We start from the raw sequence: 22,655 nt of genomic DNA on the forward strand, positions 1-22,655 counted from the left end.
GTCGCTCGGGGCCTGCCCCGCGTGAGCAAGGCAGGGATCGCGCGGGGCGCCGCTGCGCTGGGCATGACGCGGGTGGTGATCAACCTGGCGAACCTTGGCGCGCTGGTGCTGCTGGCACGGCTGCTGACGCCGCAGGACTTCGGCCTCGTCGCCATCTGCACGACGGTGCTGAGCGTCCTTGTGGCGATGACCGAGTTGTCGATGGGCTCGGCGCTGGTACAGCGCGCAGAGACCACGCAGGAGCACATCGACACCGCCTGGACGATGGCGATGATCCGAGGCCTGCTGATCGCGGCGGGCTTCGCGCTGGCGGCGATCCCGCTCTCGCGCCTTTACGGCGATGCCCGGCTGGCCCCGCTGTTCGTCCTATCGGGCATCACAGGAGCGATGAGTGGGATGGGCAGTCCGCTGGTCACGCTGTGCACCCGACAGATGAGCTTCCGGCCGATGATCACGATGCAGATCGTCCAGAAGCTGTCCGCCGTGGCGCTGTCGATCGCGCTGGCGCTGTGGCTGCGCAATTACTGGGCGATCGTTCTGGGCAGCGCCATCGGCGGGGCGATCTCCACCCTGCTGAGCTATTTCGTGATCCCCTACAGGCCGCGCTTCACGCTGGCCCGCTCGCGTGAGTTGCTGGGGTTTTCGTCGTGGCTGTTCGTGGGGCAGGCGGCCAGCGCGCTGAACTGGCGGTTTGACCAGTTGGTGATCGGCCTGTTCCTGCCGCCCGCGCAGCTGGGCGCCTATTCCATGGCAGAGACGATCTCCGCCCTCCCCACGCGTGAAGCGACGGCGCCGCTGATCCAGACCCTGTTCCCCAGCTTTGCAAGGATGCAGGGCGATCGCGATCGGCTGCGCAATGCCTACCAGACGGCGCTGGGTGCGGTGGGCGTGATAGCCCTGCCGGTAGCGGTGGGCTTCATGCTGCTGGCCGACCCTTTCGTGCGGCTGGCGCTGGGGCCGAAATGGCTGATGGCCGTGCCGCTCATCAAGGTGATCGGCGCGTGCTATGCGATCCAGACGCTGGTCACAGGCGCCCGCCCGCTGGCGATGGCAGAGGGCGCGACCCGCACCCTCTTCGTGCGTGACCTGTGGGGCCTCATGCTGCGCGCGCCCTGCGTCACCGCCGGGCTGATGGCCTGGGGGATGACGGGGCTGATCTGGGGCCGCTTCCTGAGCGCGGTGCTGGATTACTTCATCACGACGACGATGGTGCGCACGCTGATCGGCCTGTCGATCCGCGACCAGTTCCTGGCCCATCGCCGCACCTTGGCCGCTGTGGCCTGCATGGCGGTGGCGGTGCTGCTGGCGGACCAGCGCCTGCTGGCGATGGAGGCCGCACCCTTTACCCGGCTTGCGCTGCTGGCCCCGCTGGGAGCGCTGACCTATCTGGCCGCGCTGCATGGCCTGTGGCTGGCGAGCGGGCGCTGCGCCGGGGCGGAGGCGGAACTGCTGGCCCTGCTGCGCGCCGCGATGACACGCCGCGGCAAGGCAGCCCCGCCCCCGTCAGCGCCCGCTTAAGCCCCCAATACGGCGCGGATAGCGGCCACGGCGGGCCGGGCTGACAGGTCCGCGTTGAACAGCCCGAAGTTGTTCATCTCGCTCGTCCCGCCCCAGGCGAACAGTTCGTATAGGCTCATCGTATAGACATACGGCCGGGCCAGCGCCGCCCGCACGTCGGACGCCAGCAGCCTGCCCTGATCCGCCAGCGACACAGGCGGCGAGGTGACGTTGGCGGTGCCCCCGCCGGTGGTGCGCCCCCATTCGGTGATGACGACCTGGCTGTGCCCGCCCTGCGCCGCCAGCGCCTGGAGGCTGCCTACCCGCGCCTCCACGTCGGTCTGAAGGCGCGGATAGATGTGCGTGTTGGCATAGGCGCTGAACGGCCCCTGCTGCGCCTGCATATAGTCGTTGCTGGCGATCAGCGGGATCGTGCGCAAACGCGCATCGGCCTTTATCGCGGCGTGAAAATCCTTGATGAAGGCCATCAGAGCCGGCGCATCCCCGGTGCGAAAGCCCAAGCGCTTGTCGGTGACGCCGTTGTAGGTGACCGGGTTCAGGTCCGGCTCATTCGGAAATTCGATCGCCCAGATCGATCCTGGCACCGTATCCAGGAACGCGCGCAGATCGCCCAGCGTCGTCTGGATGTTGCGCACCGAAAGCGTGAAGCAGAACTGCACGCCCGCGCGCGCAAGGCCCACATATGTCGCCCAGCCCGCAGTGCCGCGAAAGGGCTCGCGACACCGCATCTTGCGCACACCGCCCAGCTTGTCGAGCGCGGGCAGGATGTTGGCCAGCTTGTAGGGCGAACCGGTGTCCTGCGGCCTCCCCTGCACCATCATGCGCTGCACCGGCGTCGATGCTCCACGCGCCACGGCGGGCAGCGATGCGGCTGCCGCGGCGCCTGCGATCAGGTGGCGGCGGGAAAGGGGGAATGGCTCAGGCGGCATTTCATGTCTCCTCGGTTGGGGGGGTAGGGCCAAGGGGTAAAAACCGGGAAAGTCACGCGAGATTGAGCGCCGCCATGAACGCCATGTCGCCGCGCACGCGTGCCCGCTGACCGCGATCGAAGCCGAGCGCCGCGCCCACCTGATCCTCCGCCCCGTCAGGCGAATGCCGCGACAGGACGGGGATGGAAAAACGGTCCGCCACGACGCGGACCTTGGCCGTGCCGTCCTCGATGGCAAGCACGGGGGCGTCTGCCAGTACCGCGAAGATCAGAGCATGGAGCCGGTTGGTGACCACCAGCGCCGCCTCTCGGTACAGATCTGTCAGGCGGGACAAGTCGAAGCTGTCGAACACGGCGGGGTCGTGCTCGCTCCAGCGCGCCGCCAGCCGGTGCGCCACCGGCCGGTCCATGCAGTCGCGCGGGTCGTGACAGGCGATGGCGATGCGCGCGCCGGGCAGCGCCGCCAGCGCTGCCGCCAGCGTCGCCTCCAGCGCCTCGCCTTCCAGCGAGCGCGCTTCGCTGCCGTCGACGCAGGGCGCCACGACCACCCAGCGCGGGCGGGCGGCGGGTGCATTCGCTGCGGGGAAGCCTGCGGTCTGCAGGAACACCATGTCGGCATTCACCGCCAACGGCTTGTCCGGCAGCAGGCGTGCCAGGTTGCGCGCGGACGTCTCATCCCGAAGATTCACCAGCGCGCAGTTGCGCAGGATGGCGCGCCACAGGAACCGGCGCAGCGGTGAATGGATGGCGCTTACCCCCAGCCCCCGCGTGACGAAGCGGCCGCCGCCAAGCCGCGCGCTCCATGCCGTCAGCAGCAGGCCCAGCAGCGAGGGGACAGAGACGTTGTCACGCACCAGCTGGCCCCCACCGAACACCACTTCTCGCCCGAATGCGCGCGCGGCGAATGCCAGTACGTGTCTGCCGGAGACGACTTCACCGCCTGCCCGCTCCACCTGCCGGACCACCGCGTCGGGCAAGGCGCCCCAGCGGCGGACCACCCCGCCCCGGCCCTCGGTAAGCGCAAGGTTCTGAAGCAGCAGCTTGAGATCGCCCAGGTTGTGCAGATCGCCGCACACGAAGACCTGCGCGCGGGTAACGGCGCGGGCGGGCGGCGGGATACGCGGGTTCTTCACGATCCGCCCGCCGCCGCGCCGACCGGCGGCCCTCCAGTCATTCGGCGGCTCACCAGCAGTGCATGGTCCATCGTCGGCCGCCGCCGGGGCAGCATTGCGCTGAGACCCAGCGCGGCGCCGGCGAAGATCGCGAAGTTGATGCCCGGATGGCTGTTGGGCGTGGAGATCGCCGCCGGCAGCAGGATGATCGGGGCGGTGGTGGCGCAGGCGCGCATGACCGCCGAAATCGCCTCCTCCTCCGGCCCCTGCGCGCGCCGGGTGCAGCGCATGATCTGCAACAGGTATCCGCAGAACGTCACTACCCCGATCACCCCCATGGTGCCCAGGATGGCGGTGAACAGGCTGGACGACCGGAAACTGCCCGGCCCGATCCCCAGACCTCCCGAAGCGACGAACGCGGTGAAGCCCTGCATCGCCCAGAACAGCCGCTGCCGCCCGGAATCGCTGTCGCCCTTTTCCACCGTCATGTGAAGGATCATGTCCCAGACTTTCGCGGCCAGCCCCGGCATTACCGCCAGCGCCAGCGCGACCAGAACGGTCAGCGCCACCATCGCCACGCCCGCCTGTCGCATCCGCAGCGGCGCGGCGCTTGTCGGCGCCAGCAGCGCGCGTGCCACAAAGAACCCGCCGTAACAGGCCAGTCCGACGTAGGCCGTGCTGGAGGTGCTGGCGAACAGCATCCCGCCCAGCACCAGCGCGGCCAGTCCCGTATGCCTTGCCCAGACGGAGCGATACCAGCACTCGGTCGCGAACACGAACCACGCGAAGCCGAACGACGCCCAGCCCGATGCTTCCGGAAAGAACCCGTCGATTCGCGCGAACCCCTGATAGGACTGGTCCAGCTGTGCATAGGCGCCGTTGCGAAACAGCGCGAAGAACCCGCCGATGGCCGTGCCCTTGGTCTGTGCGGCGATTAGGCCGCTCAGCGCATGGACCCAGGCGATGGCGACCGCGCCTTTCACCAGCGCCTCCACCCCACCGCGCGTGCGAACGATGGCATAGGCCGCCAGCGTCGCCAGCAGCGCGCCGATCAGGTACACCGCCGCCGTTATGTTCTGCGGCGTGGGCTGCAGCGGCACCGTGTCGAACAGGCTGCGCGCGCCATCGAAGCGCATCGGCGCCACCTGGATGTGGCCGGCGAAGATGCGCGGCGCGACGATGGCCGCAGCGACGCCGTAGAGCGTGAAAAGCACCAGCAGCAGGTTGTCGCGCACCCCTTGCGTCCACACCGCGAAGCACCCACCGCGCGGCATCAGGATCCGCAGGTAGACGAAAACCAGCGCAAACTGGACCGGCGGGATCGTGCTGTTGCCCAGCGCCGGCACAGTCAGCGCCGCCGCCCCGCCCAGCAGGCCCGACACCATCAGGAACACCAGCATCGCCGCCAGCGACCGGAACAGCAGCACCGATCCGACGACCATCTGCAGCAGGCCGACGAAGGTTAAGCTCATGCCCCCTGCCTCACCGCCGCAAGGATCGCGGCGTCGAACCGTTCGGGTGCGAAGAGGTTGGACCGGGCCACCGCCTGCCGTGGATCGAACTGCGGCAGCCAGCGTTCGAACCGGGCGACGCCATCGGCCAGCGATTCGGGCGTCTGCTCGTCGAAGAACAGGCCGGTTTCCCCCGGCACCACGCTGTCGAGCACGCCGCCACGGCCATAGGCCAGCACCGGGCGGCCCGACGCCATCGCCTCCACCGGGACGATGCCGAAGTCCTCCTCTGCGGTGAACACGAGCCCCCGCGCGCGGGCATAGGCCCGGCGCAGGTCGTCAAAGCCCAGCCGCGGGACGAAGTGGATGTTGGGCCCGGCGATGCGCCGCAGCTTTGCCAGCATAGACCCGTCCCCCACCATCAGCAGCGGCAGGCCGGTGCGGTTGAACGCTTCCACCGCCAGATCGGGACGCTTGTAGGGGACCATCTGGCCCACCCACAGGTAATGCTCCTCCACCTCAAGGCTGGGCGTGAACAGCCGCGTGTCCACCGGGGGATGGATCACTTGCGATTCGCGCCGCCAGTATTTGCGCACGCGGTCCTGGATGAAGCTGCTGTTGGCGACGATCGTGTCCACCCGCGCGCTGGACGACATGTCCCACTGCCGCATGCGATGATAGATCAGCGGCATCGCCGCACGGGCCAACGGGTTCGCGTCCTTGCGGTAGAGGTGGTAGTGATCCCACAGGTAGCGCATCGGCGAATGGCAGTAGCACAGGTGCTGCGCCTGCGGCCCTGCGATGACGCCCTTGGCCGGGCCGCTCTCGCTGCTGATGACAAGGTCGTAGCCGGTCAGGTCCAGCTGTTCGAGCGCCATCGGCATCAGCGGCAGATAATATTGATAGAACCGCTTCGACAGCGGCAGCCGGTCGATCCACGTCGTCTGCACCCGCGCTGCGCGGATGGCATGCGACATGCGCGCCTCGTCATAGACGTTGGTGAACAGGTCCGCCCCCGGAAACAGGCCGAGCAGCCGTTCCAGCACCCGCTCCCCACCGCGCATGGACACCAGCCAGTAGTGGACGATCGCTACGCGCGGCGCGCTGAAGCTGCGCGGCCGTACCGCCGCCGGCCAGTCCGGAGCATAGGCGGTCATGCGTAGTAGCCCTTGTATTCACGGTAGAAATACGCCGGATCGCCATGACCGAACAGGCGGCGGCGGCGCATGTCCATCCGGTTGATCGTGACGCCGACGACGTTGACCGTATCGCGCGGGAGCATCCCCAGCGCCGAGCGCGCCGCGCCCGACATCGTCTTGCGCCAGCGGACCACCAGCACCGTCGCGTCGGCCAGCCCGGCGATGGTGCGCCCGGCGGCGATCGGCAGTACCGGCGGCAGATCCAGCACGACATGGTCGAAACAGGCGCGCAGTTCCTGCACCAGCCGCGCAAAGATTTCTCCGGTCAGCAGGTTTTCAGGGTCGCTGTCGGACGGGCGAATGGGCAGGACGCACAGGCCCGATTCCCCGGTCACCAGCGCTTCGGCCAGCGACACGCGGCCTTCCAGAACCTCGATCAGGCCGGGATGCTCGGGCGACAGGCGCAGCAGGCGGCTAACGCCCCGGCCCCTGAGGTCGCAGTCCACCAGGATCGTCGGCAGTCCGCTGACCGCCAGCGTCTGCGCCAGGCAGGACGATACGGTGGTCTTGCCTTCCTTGGGCAGTGCGGAAGTGACTGCGATCACCTGCGTCGGGCCGTAGACCGCCTGCTCTATCGAGGTGCGCAGCGAACGGAACGATTCAGCAAAGGCAGAACGCGGTTCCTGCGTGATGGCGGGCACTTCGCGCCGCGCCTTGCGGCTGACGGACGCCAGCAGCGGGATGGAGCCGAGGTAGCGATGACCCAGCCCCTGCTCCACTTCATCTGCGGTGGTGAGGCCCCGGAACAGCGCTTCGGCCACGTAGGCGGCGGCCAGCCCCGCACCTAGCCCGATCACCAGCGCCAGTGCCATGTTGAGCGGCACGTTGGGCGAACTGGGCAGCAGTGGCACTTCGGCCAGAGACAGCACGCGCGCATTGGGCCGCTGCGTGCCGTCTTGCGCCACCAGCTGGCGATAGCTGTTGAGATAGCTTTCATAGAGCGCCTGTGACGACTGCGCCGCCCGCTCCAGTTCGTCCAGACCCACCATCGCGGCGTTGTTGCGGGCAAGGTCGCCGCGCGCCGCACCCAGGCTGCTGCTAAGCGAGGCCAGCCGCTGCTGCGCCACATCACGCCGCGCCTGAAGGCTGGAGATGATGCGCCCGATCTCGCTCTGGATGTTGCGCCGCACTTCGGCCAGTTCGCCCTGCGCGCGCACAAGTTGCGGGTGGTTCGGGCCGTATCGCGCCGACAGGTTGGCGACTTCGCCGCCCACCAGCGTCTCACGCGCGCGAAGGCTGCCAATCACGCTCGATCCCAGCGCCTCGCCCACGTCCTCTCCCGAGGAGCCGGACTGGAGCTGTTGCAGCGCAGTGGAAAGCCGCGCCTGGCTTTCCGCCGTCTCAGCGCGGGCGCGGGTGACTTCCTGGTTGTAGCTGGAGATCTCCTGCTCGGTCAGCGATGCACCGGACGTGCTCAGCAGGCCATTGGCAATGCGATAGCGCTGCAGCCGCTCGGTATCGGCATGGGCCTGACGGCGCAGTTCCTCCAGCCGTGGCGCAACCAGCCGGGTGGTCTCCCGGTTGCTCTCCTGCGAGGCCTGCATTTCCAGCTGTGTGAACTGCTGCGCGTACATGTTGGCCGCCTTGGCCGCCGCCTGCCCGCTATCGGCATCGAACACGATCTTGAGCGCATAGCTCTCGCCGCTGCGGATGGCCGAGACGTTCGACTGGAAGCGGGTGATCGTTTCCGCCCGTTCCGTCGGGTTCAGCCCGTCCAGCGCGCCCAGCGCCGTGGCGACGCGCTGCGCCAAGTCGCGTGACTTGATGATCTCCACCTGCGTATCGACATAGGCGCTGTCGGGTGCAGGGCCGGCCTGCCGCCCGGCGCCGCCGGTCGCGTTAGAGCGATCCTCGGTCACGGCCTGAAGGCTGACCATCGCGTCCGCCGTGTAGGTGGTGGGCGTGTACCATGTGATCGCGCCGCCGATCGCCAGTGCGGCGGCGGTCACCATTGCGATCAGGCCGGAACGCCGTCGGAAGAACGCCACCGACCCGCTCAGGTCCACGCGGTCCGAAGGGACCATGAGCGACTGGCCCGGCGCCATCGGCAGATCCCTAGGGTCCGGCGCGGCGCTGATGATGTGATGGGAACTGTTCATCGTGTTCTCCTGCCATCCGGACTGAAGGATGTTGCGGGCATGTCAGATCGCGAAAGTCACGCCGATGCGGGCCGTGCCGCCATCGTATTCTCTGGGAGCGGTGCCCGATCCGCGCTGCCGCCGGCCGCTGACGGCGGCGAAGGCGGCGATGCCGGGGGCCACGAAATGGCGCAGGCTGGCTTCTGCGAAGAGCCGCGTCTCGCGCCGGTCGAAACCGTCGTAGCGATTGCGCAGCAGCCCCGCCTCGAGGCCGAGCAACGTGCGGCTGCCCAACGCCAGCGTGCCTTGCGCCGAGACGGTCGACTGCAGCACCGCCGCGCCGATCGCCAGCGGGCTGCGTTCCACCCGGCGGTCGGCGCGCAGTTGCAGGCGCAGCCGTGCGTCGGGCGTCCAGTCGACGTTGAGGTGGTAATCGAGCGCGCCGATGTCCGCGAACCGCGAATCGCGCGTGTCCTGCCGGACATAGCCCAGCCCCGCCTCCACCCGGACAAGATCGGTGACGCGATAGTTCACACCGCCGAGCACCGAGAAGCCGCGCGAATTGCGGCCGCGCTGGATGTCGTAGTCCAGCCGTATCCCCATCACCCGGGCGAACAGGCCAAGGCGCCCGGCGCGGCGATAATCGACGCGCAAGGTCGCGGCATCGCGCCGCACGTCGCGGAACGTCTGGTCCGCCCGCACCCCGCCCTGCCGCGCGTCGCGATAATTCAGGTCTTCGGTGTCGATCCCGGCCTGCCATTCGATGATGCCGCCCCGGCGCGACAGCCGCGCGCCTGCGGAAAGCTCGCGGTAGGATACCGGGCGGTCGGTGAAGAACTGGTCGCCGAAGGTGCCGCGCCGCTCGATCCGGCGGGCAACGCCCACGTCGCCGTCCAACACGAAGCGATCCGCGAAATCCAGCCTGCCGCTGCCTTCCAGCGCCCACTGGTTGCTGTTTTCGGCAGGCGTGTCGAAATAGCGGCGACCCTCGGCTGCGGCGTCGAGTCGCAGGGCGTGGCGGGCAAAGTCGCTCTCCAGCCGCAGCGACGGGCGCACCACCGCGACCACATCAGAACGCTCGTTGCGCTGGTCGTAAATATTGCTGTCACCGCGCAGGTCGAAATTGACGCGCGGAAAGGCGATGAAGCTGCCGACCGGAAGCCCCTGCACTTTCCCGGCCTCCACGATCGTTTCGGGCACTTCCACCGGGCGATCCTGTGCCCCGGCACTATCCGGCAGCGCGATCTGCACCAGCGGAGCCGCCAGCCAGAGCGCACGCACCCGCCGCAACGCCCCGGGCCACGGCAACGGGCCGATCAGCATGAACCACGCCCCGTGGCCACCGCTGGGATCGTCGCTGCAAGGATCATCGCGTCGAACGTCAGCGTCCGTGCGCGCGCATACTTGATGTCGGCGGCGATCCGGCGGCGGTAGCTGACGCTGCTCCGCCCGGACACCTGCCACAGCCCGGTCAGCCCCGGCCTTACCGCGTAATAGTGATGGATGTAGCGCCCGTACCGGGGCACTTCGGATGCCACGATCGGACGCGGACCGACGATGCTCATTTCTCCGCGCAGGACGTTGAACAGTTGCGGCAGTTCATCCAGGCTGGTCACGCGCAGAATCCGCCCCACCCGCGTCACGCGCGGATCGGCGGGCAGCTTGTGATCCCGCTCCCACTGCGCGCGCAGTTCGGGGTGCTCCTTCAGTATCCCCGCAAGCTGCGCCTCTGCATCGACCTGCATCGAACGGAACTTGAAGCACGGAAAGCACCGCCCGTTGCGGCCCACCCGGCGCTGCGCGAACAGGATCGGGCCAGGATCGTCGATCCAGATCGCGATGGCGACGATGATGAACATCGGCAGGAAGCCGACGATCAGCAGCGATGCCAGGATCACGTCGAACGGACGCGCCAGCACATGGTCCGGGTTGGCCAGATCGCCCCAGCTATCCCAGCGAGAACGGGCCGCCGGTATGATCGGCGGAGCGGACCTCCCCTCCTCTGCAGACCATGGCGCATAGGCACGCGCCTGAGGATGAGCATACCCCAGGGACAGCGATGCACGCCCTGAAACCGGCATTTCGCCTGCGTTCGCTGACATCGAAACGGCCCCCTTACGAAAGTGATCGCTGGCCTGAACGGCACGCACGTCGAAGCGGCGGCCAGGCGATCGGCACACACGCAAAGTGATGGCATCGGCACCGCGCAGGCAAACGGGCATAAGACTTAGCGCGGCCTAATCCTTTGGAGTTAGGCTGCGTCCGGTGCGTCTTTTTCCCAAGGGCGAACGCGTGATGAACTGGCGCGGTCGCGCGAATATCATTGCGCATCATCCGCCTGCATCGCCTGCCCCGCATTTTCGTCTCGGGCCGGTTGCCATGCCACATGAAGGAGGCTCGATTGGCCCGTACCATCCGAAAGATGCATCGCCCCACCCGCCACGCCGGCGCCGCCCTGATGGCGCTGGTCCTGACCGCGGGCTGCGCCGGGCAGACCTATCCGGCGGTGGACGTTGCCGAAGCGAACGCCCGCGCTCCGCAGGGGGCAAGGCTGGAGCCGGGCGACAGGATCAGGATCACCGTCTTCGACGAACCGACCCTTACCGGCGAGTACGACGTGGGCTCCGACGGTTCGGTGACGATGCCGCTTATTTCGCAGGTGCCCGCCGCCGGCCACTCCGCACAGCAACTGGGCGATGCCATCGGCAACCGGCTGACTCAGGGCGGCTATGTCATCAAGCCCCGGATCGCCGTGGACGTGCTGGCATCCCGGCCCTTCTACATTCTGGGCGAAGTCAACAAGCCCGGCGAATATACCTATGTAGGCGAAGTGTCCCTGCTGCAGGCCATTGCCAAGGCCGGCGGCTTCACGCCGCGCGCACAGACCGGCAAGGTCGTGGTGCGGCGCAAGGCGTGGCAAGGCGGCCGCACGGTGCCGGTTGGCGATCCGGGGCTCATCATCCTACCCGGGGACACCATAACTGTTCAGGAATCCCTGCTCTGAAATACCCGGAGAAGGCTTCCGTTCGTCCGACGAAAGAGGCCTTTCGACCCCATTCGCCTAACCTGTTCCCAAAAAACCCAATGTCTGCTGCAGCGCCGAAGGGGTACATAGGAAATCCGCTTGATTGGCGATCCTGGAGGCCGGACATTGGGAATTTCAGTATCGATCGTGAACCCCAGCCTCATCTCTCGCGAAGGGCTGCGCAGGATCGTTGCAGATGGCGGGATCGACGTGCATTCGGCATCCTCCTGCGTGGAGGATCTGCCGGATCTGCCGCCGGATACCGAACATCTGGTAGTGGTGGACGTGCCCAGCCTGTCCGAACAGCTCAGCTCGCTGCGGACGCTCAGCGAGCGTGAGCATTCGCGCACCCTGGTCCTGGCCGAAAAGTTCGACCTGCCATCCATGCTCAGCTGTTTCGACAACGGAGCGCAGGGCTATGCCGTGAAGGACATGCCCTGCGACACGCTGATCGTGCTGCTGCAACTGGCGGCGCTGGGGCACAAGGTCATGCCTTCCGACCTTGCCGACGTGCTTCGCAGCGAGGATTTCCGCTTCACTCCGCCCAGCCTTGCACAGCCCCGCGACGAAGACCGGTCCAACCTGTCGCAGCGCGAAAACGATGTTTTGTGCTGCCTGATGGCGGGTTTTTCCAACAAGCGGATCGCCCGCAAGCTCGAAGTCACCGAAGCCACGGTGAAGGTCCACGTCAAGGCGATCCTGCGCAAGCTGAACGTGGCCAATCGCACGCAGGCGGCGATGTGGGCTACCTCGCGGGGGTACGCAGGTTCAGCGCCGCAGGAACAGCGCGCGATCTGACCGGCTCCGGCTTGTCGCTCAGTATGGCCTGCGCCTTTGCCAGCAGGGCGGCGGCCTGCGCGGGATCATTCCCGCCCGCACGATAGGCATATCCCAGCGCCCGGGCCGCCAGCGCATTGGCCCGCTGCAGCCGATATGCCGCTAGAGCATTGCCCTGTGCAGCGAGCGGGTCGCCCAGCGCGGTTTCCGCCACCGCAAGATCCGACAGCAATTCGACGTCGCGCTTCCCGCCATTGTCGCGCAGCCAGACCAGAAACGCCCGCGTCCGTGCCATGTCGCCTCGCCCGGCAGCAAGCCGCGCCGCCGCCTGCAAGGCCGAGCGGCTGGTGGGGTTCATCTGCAGATAGTCCTGCACCAGCACGCCGGCACCCCGTGCGTCGCGGGCCATCGCATAAGCGGCAAAGCGGCGCTCGAACAGACTTTCAGGCATCCGTATCCGCGCCGCCAGCACATACCGCGCTTGTGCCTCTTGCGCATTGCCCAGCGCAAGCTGCACGTCGCCTGCCAGCGCCTGCGCATCGTAGAAGCCGGGATCCGAACGGCGCCGGGCCTCTGCCGCCGCCTGCGCCGCGCCGCTCTGCCCCAGCGAGAGAAGTTCGCCGATCCGCCCAGCATCGCCCAGCACCCTCAGTTCCGCGCTGGCAGGCCGGGCCGCGCGGTCGAGCAGTTCGCCCGCCTGCTGCCGATCCCCAAGCGCCTCCCACGCCCGCGCCACTGTGGTGAGCATGTAGGGCGAAGCAGCCCCGTCGCGCACGGCGTCGGCAAAGCGCAGCGTCGCGTAGCGATACTGGCCCGACATCACGATGGCACGCAGCAGCAATTCGCGCGCATGCAGGTCGTCGGGCCGTTGGCGCAGCACCGTCTCCAGCGCCTCCGAAGCGGCGCCCGGATTGCCCGCGGCGATCTCCACGACACCCCGCAGCATCTGCACGCCCGCCTGATCGTCCAGCTTGCCTCGGGTACGCGCCAGAAGGCCGCGCGCCAGCCCATAGTTGCCTGCGCGCGCCGCCAGCACCGCCTGAAGATAGAACGCACGCGGGTTCTTCGGGTTCAGTTCCAGCACGCGCCGCGTCACGGTCAGGCTTTCGCTTGCGTGGCCCAGTTCGCCCAGCGTGGCGGCATATTCGAGCAGCGCGGAAACATCGCGCGGATCCCCGACGATGGCGCGTTCGAACCACGGGATCGCGGCCAGCAGGCCATAGCGGTCACGCACAAGCTGGCCCCTGAACTCGATGGCCCGCACATTGTCCGGGTCAAGGCGCAGCGCATGTTCCGCCGCCTCTATCGCCAGCAGGTGCTGGCCGCCTGCATAGCGCAAACGTCCGATCTCCACCCACAGCGACGCGTCGCGCGGGATGATCGCCAGCGCCCTGTCATAGGCGCGGCCCGATGCGGGCAGATCGCCGTCCAGCTTTTCCAGTTGCGCCAGCGCGCGCCAGCCTTCGGCCGCGGTGCCCTGTGCGAACAGGCCGGGCGCCAGCCATTCGCGCGCGTGCGCCCGGTCGCCCTGCACAAGGTAGGCCTCGCCCATGAAGGCGCTGACGTCTTCAGGCCGCGCGCCCTGCTCCATCGCCGCGCGCAGCTTCATTTCGGCGTCGATGCCGTCGCCGCGAACGATGGCCCGGCGCGCTGCGGCGATCAGGGCGCCGCCCTTCGCGGTATCGGCGGCCCCTTCGCCATGCGCTGTCGGGGTGGCGGTGGTCAGCACCAGGGAAAAGCACAAGGCAAGGATCAGCAGCGGCGGCGTCACCGCCACCACCCATCGTCCCCCCTGCGTGATTGCCCCCCGGCGCATCGTCGATCAGGTCGGTTGCAGGTCGTACTGCTTGAGCAGATCGTACAGTGTGGGTCGGCTGATGCCCAGCAGCTTGGCGGTACTGGAGATATTGCCCTCGCTGCGCGCCAGCGCATGGCGGATGACCTTGCGATCCGCCGCCTCGCGCGCGGTTTTCAGGTTGAGCGCGGCAGCAATCTGCTCGTCCGGATCGGTGAGGTCCAGGTCTGCGGCGCAGATCAGCTTCTCGTCGGCCATGATGACCGCGCGCTTCACCCGGTTTTCCAGCTCGCGCACGTTGCCCGGCCAGCCCCATGCATCGATCGCTGCCAGCGCATCGGCGGAGAAACCGCGCACCCGCGGGTTCATCTCCTTGGCATACCGCGTCAGGAACGCCTTGGCGAGAAGCGTGGGATCGCCCGGTCGCTCGGCAAGGCCCGGAATGCGCACGACGATTTCTGCCAGACGGTAGAAAAGATCCTCCCGAAAGCGGCCTTCCGCGATCATCCCTTCCAGATTCTGGTGGGTCGCGCAGACGACGCGGGTGTCGACGGGGATCGACTGGCGCGATCCGACCCGTTCGATCACCCGCTCCTGCAGGAAGCGCAGCAGCTTGACCTGCAACTGCAGCGGAATGTCGCCCACTTCGTCCAAGAACAGGGTGCCGCCCGCCGCCTGCTCGATCTTGCCGGGCGTGGTCTTGACCGCGCCGGTGAACGCGCCCTTCTCGTGCCCGAACAGCTCGCTTTCCAGCAGGTTTTCGGGGATCGCGGCGCAGTTGATCGCCACGAACTCGCCCTTGGCGCGCCCGCTGGCTTCGTGCAGGCCGCGCGCCAGCAGTTCCTTGCCGGTGCCGCTGGCGCCCAGCAGCATCACCGATACGCTGGTGTTGGCCACGCGTTCGATGGTGCGGGCCACCTTCACCATTTCGGGCGCGGCGGTAATCATCCGGCCCAGCACCTTTTCGTCCTTCTCCACCTTGCTGGCAAGACGGCGATTCTCGTCCTCAAGCCTGTGGAGGTGCAGCGCGCGGCGCACGATGTGCCCCAGCGCGTCGATGTCGACGGGCTTCTGGTAGAAGTCGTAAGCTCCGCGTGCGATGGCATGGAGCGCCGATTCGCGCGCACCGTGGCCCGAGGCCACGACCACCTTGGTATCCGGCTTGAGCGCCATGATTTCATCCAGGATGGCGAACCCTTCGGTGGTGCCATCGGGATCGGGCGGCAGCCCAAGGTCCAGCGTGACCACGTCGGGCATCTCGGATCGCAGCAGGGCAATGGCGCTGGCACGATCGCCGGCCACGAAGACCTCGAAATCCTCGTAGGCCCACTTCAACTGCGCCTGCAGTCCGGCATCGTCCTCGACGACGAGGAGTTTGGGCAGAACCTGGGTCATCAAGCCACCTTTTCGGCGTAGTTCGGGTGAAAATCGCTGGCCGCTGCCAATGGCAGCCGCACCGTGAAGCGCGAGCCGAGCCCTTCTCGGGATTCGACGTCGAGCCGCCCCCGCATGGCCCGGACCAGTTCGCGCGCCTCGAACGCGCCAATGCCGAAGCCGCCCGGCTTGGTCGATACGAACGGCTTGAACAGGCGATTGCGCACGAACTCGGCGCTCATTCCAGTGCCGCTGTCGAGCACCTCGAACCGGGCGTTCAGCCCCTCCACCGCAAGCGAGAGGAACACGGGCTTGTCAGATGCGCTGGCATCGACCGCGTTCTGCACCAGATGAACCAGCACCTGCTCCAGCGAATGGCGGCTGGCGGTGACCGCCACGTCGCACGTTTCGGCCAGCACCACTTGCGGCGTGTCCCTGAACCGCTCCATCACCAGCGCCACCACATCGTGCGCAGGAACGTGTTCAACCCGGTCGACTCCGCCCGAACCATAGCGTGACAAGCGCGCCAGCAGGGCGTTGAGCTTGTCCGAAGAATTGCGCAGCGTCACCAGCATGTCGGCGCGGAAGGCGGGCTTCTCGGCGTGGAGTTCGGCATTGCGGGCCAACAGGCTGAACTGGCTGGCCAGGTTCTTGATGTCGTGCATCACGAAGGCGATGCGGCGATTGAAATCCTCGAACCGGGCGGACTCGGCCAAGGCCAGCTGGCTGGCGTTTTCGGACAGGTAGCTGGCCACCTGCTGGCCGATGACACGCAGCAGGTCGAAGTCCTCCCAGTCGAACTTGCGCGCCAGCTGCGGGCGCGCCAGCACGACCATGCCGACCAGCCGCTCGTAATGGACCAGCGGGATCAGCGCCCAGGCGCGCGGGTGATCGCACAGCCATTCGGGAATGTCGCTTTCGACCGTCGCCTGCGCACGCACGTCGTCGAGGTCGGCGATGAAGCCGGTCCGCTCGAAGAATGCGATCGCGGACTTGCCCATGGCCACGGCAGGGACTTCGATCTCGCGCCAGTTCCAGCGCGCCGCAAGCGTCAGTTCGCCCGTCTCTCCCGGTGTCAGCAGCAGGCCGGCGGGGCTTTCGAAGACGTCAGCGATGGACTGCACCACGCGCTCGCCCAGCGGGGCCGACTGATCGGAACCGATGGTGCCGGTAAAGCGCAGCCACTCTTCACGATAGTCGTAGCGGTGCTGGAAGAAGTGCTTGGCCAGCACCACCTTCAGCCACGCCCGGACCCGGCGCGAAGGCAGAACCACCAGCGCCACTGCGCTGCCCAGCGTCAGAAATGCCAGTTCGACCAGCCGCGCAAAGTTGCCGCCCGCATAGGACAGCCACTGCGCGACGGCCACCATCGCGACAAGGTAGACGCCGATCACCAGCAGCGAGAACGTCTGGAACGTAACCGCGCGCGAAGGTCGCAACCGCAGGTCTTCGCGGTTTCCGGCACCGCCGATGATGATGCATGCCGAAAGCGCGACGGCGGACAATCCGCGCAGCGCCGCGATTTCGTACGGCCAGGTGCCCGCCAGATAGGCGATGGTGTAAAGGTTGAGGTCGAAGGCCCACAGCACCGCCAGTCCCATCGCCGGCCAGCGCAGCGATGCGCGTGCCTCTCGCGGGGCCCCGGCATAGAGGTTATGCGCCAGCACCAGCCCGCCCACGGTCACCAGCAGCCGCAGCATCACGCCGAATTCCAGCGCGATGCCCAAAATCTGCTCGTCCATTTCCATCCGGGCAAAGACCAGATCGACGACGAAGTGCATCATTTCCACGAAGGCCAGCGACACGATCACCGGCCGGATCGGCGCCAGACTGGCGTGCCGGCCATCGCTCGCGAAGAAACGATGGATCACCGCCAGCCAGGCCAGGTTGCGGACCGATTCGGCCAGCGACGTGACGAAATCCACCGCGATCGCGCTCGAAGCGCTGGCCGCAGCCTCCATCACCGCCCACAGCGCGGTCAGGAACAGGGCAGCGACCGCTGCGGTGCCGGCGCCGCCGAAGCGGTCCCGTCGGGGTATTAGCCACAGCCCGGCACTGGCCAGCGCTATCGCGCCGGTCAAGTCGAGGCTGACCCCCGCCGTCGTCCACAGGGACGGCGAACCGATCACCGTGCGCCCTCGCTCCACAGCACGACCCGCAGCGTCTGCAGGATGATGAGGAAATCCAGGAACGGGGTGTAGTTCTTCGCGTAGTAGAGGTCGTATTCCAGCTTGTGCCGCGAATCCTCTATCGACGCGCCGTAGGGATAGTTGATCTGCGCCCAGCCGGTGATGCCCGGCTTCACCATGTGCCGCTCTGCATAATAGCGCAGCTGCTGTTCAAGGTCGGAGACGAACTCGGGCCGTTCCGGGCGCGGGCCGACGAAGCTCATCTCGCCTTTCAGCACGGTCCAGGCCTGCGGCAGTTCGTCGATGCGGACCTTGCGGATGAACCTGCCGATGCGGGTCACGCGCGGATCGTCCTTGGACGCCCACTGGGCGCCTGCAGCCTCGGCATCGGTGCGCATCGATCGCAGCTTGATGACGTCGAAGTGCTCTCCGAACAGGCCCACGCGCGGCTGGCGGTAGAAGGCCGGCCCCTTGCTGTCGATCTTCACCAGCAGCGCGAACAGCAGGATTACCGGCGCGGTCACGGTCAGCAGCAACAGGCTGACGGTGATGTCGAACACGCGCTTTGCGGCGCTCGAAATGGCGCGCCCGGAAGAGAACCCGTCCGAGAAGATCAGCCAGCTGGGGTTTACGGTGTCGAGATCGACACGCCCCGTCTCGCGCTCAAGGAAGCTGGAGAATTCGTTGACGTGGACGCCGGTGGTCTTGATCCGCAGCAGATCCTTCAGCGGCAGCGCGTTGCGGCGTTCCTCCAGCGCCAGCACCACTTCGCTGACGCCCAGATTCTCTACGTAGCGCGTCAGATTGTTGATGGCGGAGCGCTGGATCGCCTCCTCGATCACGGCGGGGGCGGTGTCGCTCATGCCCACGTAACCGACGATGACGAAGCCGCTTTCGATCCGCTCTCCCAGCTGCCGCAGCCGCTGCGCCCGCTCGCCCGCGCCCAGTACCAGCACGCGGCGGCGGAAGGCGGTGGTGCCCACGAAACTGCCGAGCAGCAGCCGGTTGACGATCAGCAGGACGATCGCGAACCCCATCGAATAGGCCAGCGTGGATCGCCAGTAGTTCTGCCCCCCGACAAGGAAGTCCACGAAGGACAGCGCGATCACACCCAGCGAGATGGCCACCAGCAACCGCGCGGCTGCGAACCGCATCGAACGCAGCGCCTCTGCCCCGTAAACCCCCACCGCGACCATCGACAGCGAGATAACGGCGGCAAAGGCTCCGTGCGCGATCAGGCGGTCTGCGATCGGGGCGGGGTCGATGTCGATCTGCTGTGCGCGCAGCCGCCACGACGTCTCGTTCGCCGCCGCCAGCAGCAGCACGTCGACCAGCCACAGCAGCACGACAGCGTGGGGAATGTAATGTTTGAACAGCCGAATCATCGTCGCTTACGCCATCCTTCGCGGCCGAAAATCGCGGCTCCGGGTTTGAGGCCTAAGGGCAAGGCGTAAAATGTCGGTTACCATTACACCACCCAGACCGCGGCGCCTTTACCATCGTGGCAGGAAAAATGCCGCCCTAAAGCACCGGTTTCGCATCCCACTGTCGGAAAATTTTACGGTGATCCGCGTACATCGCGGTTCCCGCCGCAGCCGTGAAGTTTTTCTCACACGGCCCAAAGAAAGGCATGATGGACATTCTCTACTGAACAGATAGATTGATTGTCGAAAGGCAGGGTTCGCCTGTTTTTCCGCGGCATTTGATGGCTGTCAGCTTGCTCCGCGTCACCAACCGCTAAAGCGCACGAAACCAGGACGACAACGTCGGCTTCGTGCCTCCACGATGGAGATACGAAAATGCTAAATTCCGTAACCCGCGCTTCCCGAGTGCTGCGGTCCAGTCCTGCGCCCGATCCGCGCCTGCCGCATCCTTCATGGCGCAATGCCCGGCAACCGGCGCCCGGCGATGCCGCGCTCGCCATTCGCAACGCTGGCGACTTCTGGTCGCGGCTGGGATTGTGATGTGCCGGGGGGCATCGACAAGGCAGGCCTTCATGGTCCAGTTTCGATGCCGCCCGTTAACATATGATGTGACACAGTGATTGCCGTGAAGACCGCGCTCATAATCCGCCATGTCCCCCATGAAGGCGTCGCCGGCTATCGCCAGCCGATCGAAGAGGCCGGGTATCACGTCAACCGAATTGACGTGACCGACCCTGAGTTTTCTTGCCTCGACCTGCGCGAACCGGACCTGCTCATCATGATGGGCGGGCCGATGGGGGTGTACGAACAGGATCGCTATCCGTGGATCGCGTGCCAGATGCGCCGCCTGTCGCTGCGGCTTGCGGCGGACAGGCCGACGCTGGGCGTGTGCTTCGGCGCACAGATGATGGCAGGTGCACTGGGGGCTGAGGTTTACCCTGGCCCGGCCAAGGAGGTCGGCTTCCACCCCGTGCAGGTGCACGAACATGTTGCCGACAGTCCCTTGAGCCATGTGCGCGAAGTGCCCGTGCTGCACTGGCATGGCGACACTTTCACGCGCCCTGACAACGTAGAGATCCTGGCGTCCACGGCGCTGTACCCGCATCAGGCGTTCCGTCGGGGCAAGACCCAGCTGGCGCTGCAGTTCCATGCGGAAATGGGCGAAGACCCGCGCTTCGATGCGTGGATCGACCAGTGGCCCGAAGCCGTCGTCGAGGCTGGCGGCTGCCCCAAAGCCCTGCGCCGCACCCACGACGAACTGGGCCCCGGCGCAGTGGCGGCTGGACGCGCGATGATCGCCGACTGGCTGCGCGGCCTGAACTGAGGCGTAACGCGCGCCAACGGAGCCATACCGCCCCATTCCCGCGCCGCGCCGATTCGCCGCCGTCTTCGGAACGCGCTACTTTCCTGCCATGGTCGAAGGCGTTTCCAACTCAAGGCCGCAGCGGTGGCAGGCCCTGCCCCGGATGTTGGCCGGCTTCTTCCCCGTCGGCGTGTTCGCGCTCGTCCTGCTCTGGGCAATGGGAGAGTGGGGTGTCATGACCGGCATCTTCGCCGGAACCGCCCTGGGCGCGGTCATAGCCTGGGCCCTGACGCGGCTGATCGCCGCCTATCCGCTGGTACAGTGGATCGCAGCCGCCTTGATCGGTCTGCTGCTGATGATCGTCGTCCTCTCGCTCTTCTGAGCGACGACATGTGAAATGGTGCCCCTGGCCCGACTCGAACGGGCACGCCTTGCGACAAACGATTTTGAGTCGTTCGCGTCTACCATTCCGCCACAGGGGCAGGCATTTCGAAGGGCGACTTAGCGCCGCCGCCCTTCATACTCAAGTCATGCCTTCAGTGCAGTCGCCACGATCTTGTGGAGACGCGAATGGAGGACGTCGTTTCCGGCCAGAATCTCGGTGTCGCAGATCGGGTTCGAACGACCCTTCCAGTCCGAAACGAAGCCGCCCGCCTCACGTACGAGCAGGCAACCCGCTGCCGAATCCCACGGCTTGAGATCGGACTCCCAGAACCCTTCGTAGCGGCCCGAGGCGACCCATGCCAGATCGAGCGCGGCCGAGCCGAAGCGGCGGATGCCCGCGACCTGCGGTGCCAGCGCGTGGTAGATCTTGGTCCACTGGCCATGATCGCCGTGGCCCGCGAAGGGGATGCCGGTGGCGATCAGGCTTTCGTCGAGATGGCGGCGCGAGGAAACGCGCAGGCGACGGTCGTGCAGCCACGCCCCGCGCGACTTTTCCGCCCAGTAGCTTTCGTCGGTGACCGGGTTGTAGATTAGGCCGGCGGTGACTTCGCCCCAGCCCTTTCCGTCCAGCCGCGGCTCCTGCACCGCGATCGAGATCGCGAAGTGCGGGATGCCGTGGAGGAAGTTGGTCGTGCCGTCCAGCGGATCGACGATGAAGCGCGGCATGTTGGGATCGCCCTCGATCTCGCCCGCTTCCTCGAACAGATAGCCCCAGTCGGGACGGGCTGCGCGCAGTTCGTCCCAGATGGTGCGTTCCGATGCCTGGTCGGCCTTCGACACGAAGTCCGCAGGGCCCTTGCGGCTGACCTGCAGGTGCTCGATTTCGCCAAAATCGCGACGCAGGCGGTTGCCCGCCTTGCGGGCGGCCTTTTCGATGACGCGGATGAGACCGGAAATGGCGGCCATGACTTTACTTCACTCCTGTGAGCCGAACCGGCCCGAAAATACAACTTCCGACCGTCAACGGCCCTGCACGGGCTTGGCGGGGGCGGGTGCCGGGGCAGTGCCCGCAGCGCCTGCGGCAGGCTTGTACCCACAGATCTGCGCCATCAGGCTCAGCAGTTCGCTGGGATTGTCGCGGCTGATCTTGCCCGAATTCTCAGCGATCACCTTGTCCATCGATTCGGTGATCTTGCCCAACGAATTGTCGTAGATGCAGCCAACCAGCGCGCTCTTGACCGGTTCGGGAACCTGCTCCGACTGCAACCCGCTGATGAGCACCTTGAGGTACAGCATCGCGTGCTGTTCGGGCCCATCGGCCGCTGCGGGGGCAGCAGCAGCGGGTTTCGCAGCAGGCTTCGCCGCGGCCTTGGCGGCAGCGAAAGCGGGAGCGGAGAGGGTTCCGGCGATCGCCAGGGTGGCGACGGCGGCGGTCAGGGCGCGCTTGATCATTCAGTCTGCCTTCTTCACGTAAGTCTTTTCGTAGACGTCCACGATGATGCGCGTGCCGCTTTCGATGTGCGGCGGCACCATCACGCGCACACCGTTGTCGAGCACGGCGGGCTTGTAGCTGGACGAGGCGGTCTGCCCCTTCACCACGGCGTCGGCTTCGACGATGGTGGCTTCGACCTGCTCGGGGAGCTGGACCGAGATGGGGCGTTCTTCCCACATTTCGAGAAGAACCTGCATGCCATCCTGAAGGAACGCCGCAGCGTCGCCCAGCAGGTCGGCGGGGAGGTTGATCTGTTCGTACGTCTCGATGTCCATGAACACCAGGTCTTCACCCTCGGCATAAAGGAACTGGAAGTCCTTGGTGTCGAGGCGAACCTTCTCAACGGTGTCGGCGCTGCGGAAACGCACGTTGGTCTTGCGGCCATCGATCAGGTTCTTCATCTCGACCTGCATGAAGGCGCCGCCCTTGCCCGGCTGGGTATGCTGGGTCTTGGCGACCTTCCAGATGCCCTTTTCGTATTCGAGAATGTTGCCCGGACGGATATCGACGCCGCTGATCTTCATGGGTTTTGGCCTTCAGAATGGGAAAGAGCTGATCGCGGGGCGGCGGCGCTCACAGTGGAACGGCGCACCCCTCGAAAGGATGCGCCCTTAGACGAGGCGGCGAGGCATGGCAATTGCTTCGCGCCGATGCTAGCTGAATGCC

At 66.7% G+C, this 22,655-nt stretch carries 20 protein-coding genes and 1 tRNA gene; 6 read left to right on the top strand and 15 right to left on the bottom strand.

Annotated features, from left to right (window positions below):
• Positions 1 to 21: 21 nt before the first annotated feature.
• Complete coding sequence (locus tag GGR40_RS04995; RefSeq protein WP_429275063.1) at positions 22 to 1,518, top strand: lipopolysaccharide biosynthesis protein; 1,497 nt, start codon at positions 22 to 24, stop codon at positions 1,516 to 1,518.
• Here GGR40_RS04995 and GGR40_RS05000 read toward each other — a convergent pair.
• The 7 genes from GGR40_RS05000 to GGR40_RS05030 are packed head-to-tail and all read right to left on the bottom strand — an operon-like array spanning position 1,515 to position 10,388.
• Positions 1,515 to 2,447 (bottom strand): calcium-binding protein, encoded by a 933-nt coding sequence (locus GGR40_RS05000; protein ID WP_429275064.1) that lies wholly within the window; start codon positions 2,445 to 2,447, stop codon positions 1,515 to 1,517. The two genes, GGR40_RS04995 and GGR40_RS05000, sit on opposite strands and share 4 nt — an antisense overlap.
• A gap of 52 nt (positions 2,448 to 2,499) precedes the next feature.
• Entirely contained in the window at positions 2,500 to 3,579 is a 1,080-nt protein-coding gene (locus GGR40_RS05005; RefSeq protein ID WP_429275065.1) for a polysaccharide pyruvyl transferase family protein, read from the bottom strand.
• Entirely contained in the window at positions 3,576 to 5,030 is a 1,455-nt protein-coding gene (locus GGR40_RS05010) for a glycoside hydrolase (RefSeq protein WP_429275066.1), read from the bottom strand. The genes GGR40_RS05005 and GGR40_RS05010 overlap by 4 nt, the downstream gene beginning before the upstream one ends.
• The gene (locus GGR40_RS05015) at positions 5,027 to 6,166 is read right to left on the bottom strand and encodes a glycosyltransferase (protein WP_429275067.1); all 1,140 of its coding nucleotides are present in this window, start codon (positions 6,164 to 6,166) and stop codon (positions 5,027 to 5,029) included. Before GGR40_RS05015 ends, GGR40_RS05010 begins: the two co-directional genes overlap by 4 nt.
• On the bottom strand, positions 6,163 to 8,307 hold the full coding sequence (locus GGR40_RS05020) for a GumC family protein (RefSeq protein ID WP_429275068.1): 2,145 nt from the start codon (positions 8,305 to 8,307) through the stop codon (positions 6,163 to 6,165). Before GGR40_RS05020 ends, GGR40_RS05015 begins: the two co-directional genes overlap by 4 nt.
• 42 nt (positions 8,308 to 8,349) lie before the next feature.
• A complete protein-coding gene (locus GGR40_RS05025; RefSeq protein ID WP_429275069.1) occupies positions 8,350 to 9,609 on the bottom strand; it encodes an outer membrane beta-barrel protein in 1,260 nt (419 codons plus the stop codon).
• Entirely contained in the window at positions 9,603 to 10,388 is a 786-nt protein-coding gene (locus tag GGR40_RS05030; protein ID WP_429275070.1) for a sugar transferase, read from the bottom strand. The genes GGR40_RS05025 and GGR40_RS05030 overlap by 7 nt, the downstream gene beginning before the upstream one ends.
• 299 nt (positions 10,389 to 10,687) lie before the next feature.
• Between GGR40_RS05030 and GGR40_RS05035 the strand changes: the two genes are divergently transcribed.
• A complete protein-coding gene (locus GGR40_RS05035; RefSeq protein ID WP_429275071.1) occupies positions 10,688 to 11,290 on the top strand; it encodes a polysaccharide biosynthesis/export family protein in 603 nt (200 codons plus the stop codon).
• A 120-nt stretch (positions 11,291 to 11,410) separates the two neighbouring features.
• Positions 11,411 to 12,109, top strand: coding sequence for a LuxR C-terminal-related transcriptional regulator (locus GGR40_RS05040; protein WP_429275072.1), 699 nt, complete (start codon positions 11,411 to 11,413; stop codon positions 12,107 to 12,109).
• On the opposite strand, the gene GGR40_RS05045 is transcribed toward GGR40_RS05040, so the two are convergent.
• From GGR40_RS05045 to GGR40_RS05060, 4 genes are read right to left on the bottom strand one after another with little or no spacing between them, the layout of a single operon-like run.
• Positions 12,057 to 13,904 carry a tetratricopeptide repeat protein gene (locus GGR40_RS05045; protein ID WP_429275073.1) on the bottom strand — a complete coding sequence of 616 codons (1,848 nt, stop codon included), beginning with the start codon at positions 13,902 to 13,904 and terminating at the stop codon, positions 12,057 to 12,059. The two genes, GGR40_RS05040 and GGR40_RS05045, sit on opposite strands and share 53 nt — an antisense overlap.
• A gap of 6 nt (positions 13,905 to 13,910) precedes the next feature.
• Complete coding sequence (gene prsR, locus GGR40_RS05050; protein WP_429275074.1) at positions 13,911 to 15,278, bottom strand: PEP-CTERM-box response regulator transcription factor; 1,368 nt, start codon at positions 15,276 to 15,278, stop codon at positions 13,911 to 13,913.
• Positions 15,278 to 17,404, bottom strand: a complete 2,127-nt coding sequence (gene prsK / locus GGR40_RS05055) for an XrtA/PEP-CTERM system histidine kinase PrsK (protein ID WP_429275075.1) — start codon at positions 17,402 to 17,404, stop codon at positions 15,278 to 15,280. Before prsK ends, prsR begins: the two co-directional genes overlap by 1 nt.
• Entirely contained in the window at positions 17,383 to 18,771 is a 1,389-nt protein-coding gene (locus tag GGR40_RS05060) for a TIGR03013 family XrtA/PEP-CTERM system glycosyltransferase (protein ID WP_429275076.1), read from the bottom strand. The genes prsK and GGR40_RS05060 overlap by 22 nt, the downstream gene beginning before the upstream one ends.
• 414 nt (positions 18,772 to 19,185) lie before the next feature.
• Between GGR40_RS05060 and GGR40_RS05065 the strand changes: the two genes are divergently transcribed.
• The 3 genes from GGR40_RS05065 (at position 19,186) to GGR40_RS05075 (ending at position 20,495) form a co-directional block, all read left to right on the top strand.
• Positions 19,186 to 19,350, top strand: a complete 165-nt coding sequence (locus GGR40_RS05065; protein WP_429275077.1) for a hypothetical protein — start codon at positions 19,186 to 19,188, stop codon at positions 19,348 to 19,350.
• Between the two features lie 85 nt (positions 19,351 to 19,435).
• Positions 19,436 to 20,134, top strand: coding sequence for a glutamine amidotransferase (locus tag GGR40_RS05070; RefSeq protein ID WP_429275078.1), 699 nt, complete (start codon positions 19,436 to 19,438; stop codon positions 20,132 to 20,134).
• Positions 20,135 to 20,222: 88 nt separating this feature from the next.
• Positions 20,223 to 20,495 (top strand): hypothetical protein, encoded by a 273-nt coding sequence (locus tag GGR40_RS05075; protein ID WP_429275079.1) that lies wholly within the window; start codon positions 20,223 to 20,225, stop codon positions 20,493 to 20,495.
• Between the two features lie 16 nt (positions 20,496 to 20,511).
• On the opposite strand, the gene GGR40_RS05080 is transcribed toward GGR40_RS05075, so the two are convergent.
• The 4 genes from GGR40_RS05080 to efp form a co-directional block, all read right to left on the bottom strand.
• Positions 20,512 to 20,595 (bottom strand) — tRNA-Leu (locus GGR40_RS05080).
• Between the two features lie 46 nt (positions 20,596 to 20,641).
• The gene (locus GGR40_RS05085) at positions 20,642 to 21,463 is read right to left on the bottom strand and encodes an inositol monophosphatase family protein (protein WP_429275080.1); all 822 of its coding nucleotides are present in this window, start codon (positions 21,461 to 21,463) and stop codon (positions 20,642 to 20,644) included.
• A gap of 54 nt (positions 21,464 to 21,517) precedes the next feature.
• Positions 21,518 to 21,949 (bottom strand): hypothetical protein, encoded by a 432-nt coding sequence (locus tag GGR40_RS05090; RefSeq protein ID WP_429275081.1) that lies wholly within the window; start codon positions 21,947 to 21,949, stop codon positions 21,518 to 21,520.
• Positions 21,950 to 22,513 carry an elongation factor P gene (gene efp / locus GGR40_RS05095; protein ID WP_429275082.1) on the bottom strand — a complete coding sequence of 188 codons (564 nt, stop codon included), beginning with the start codon at positions 22,511 to 22,513 and terminating at the stop codon, positions 21,950 to 21,952.
• Between the last annotated feature and the right edge of the window lie 142 nt (positions 22,514 to 22,655).

The sequence above is a fragment of the Novosphingobium gossypii genome, from assembly GCF_050433305.1.
In the GTDB taxonomy this organism is placed as follows: domain Bacteria; phylum Pseudomonadota; class Alphaproteobacteria; order Sphingomonadales; family Sphingomonadaceae; genus Novosphingobium; species Novosphingobium gossypii.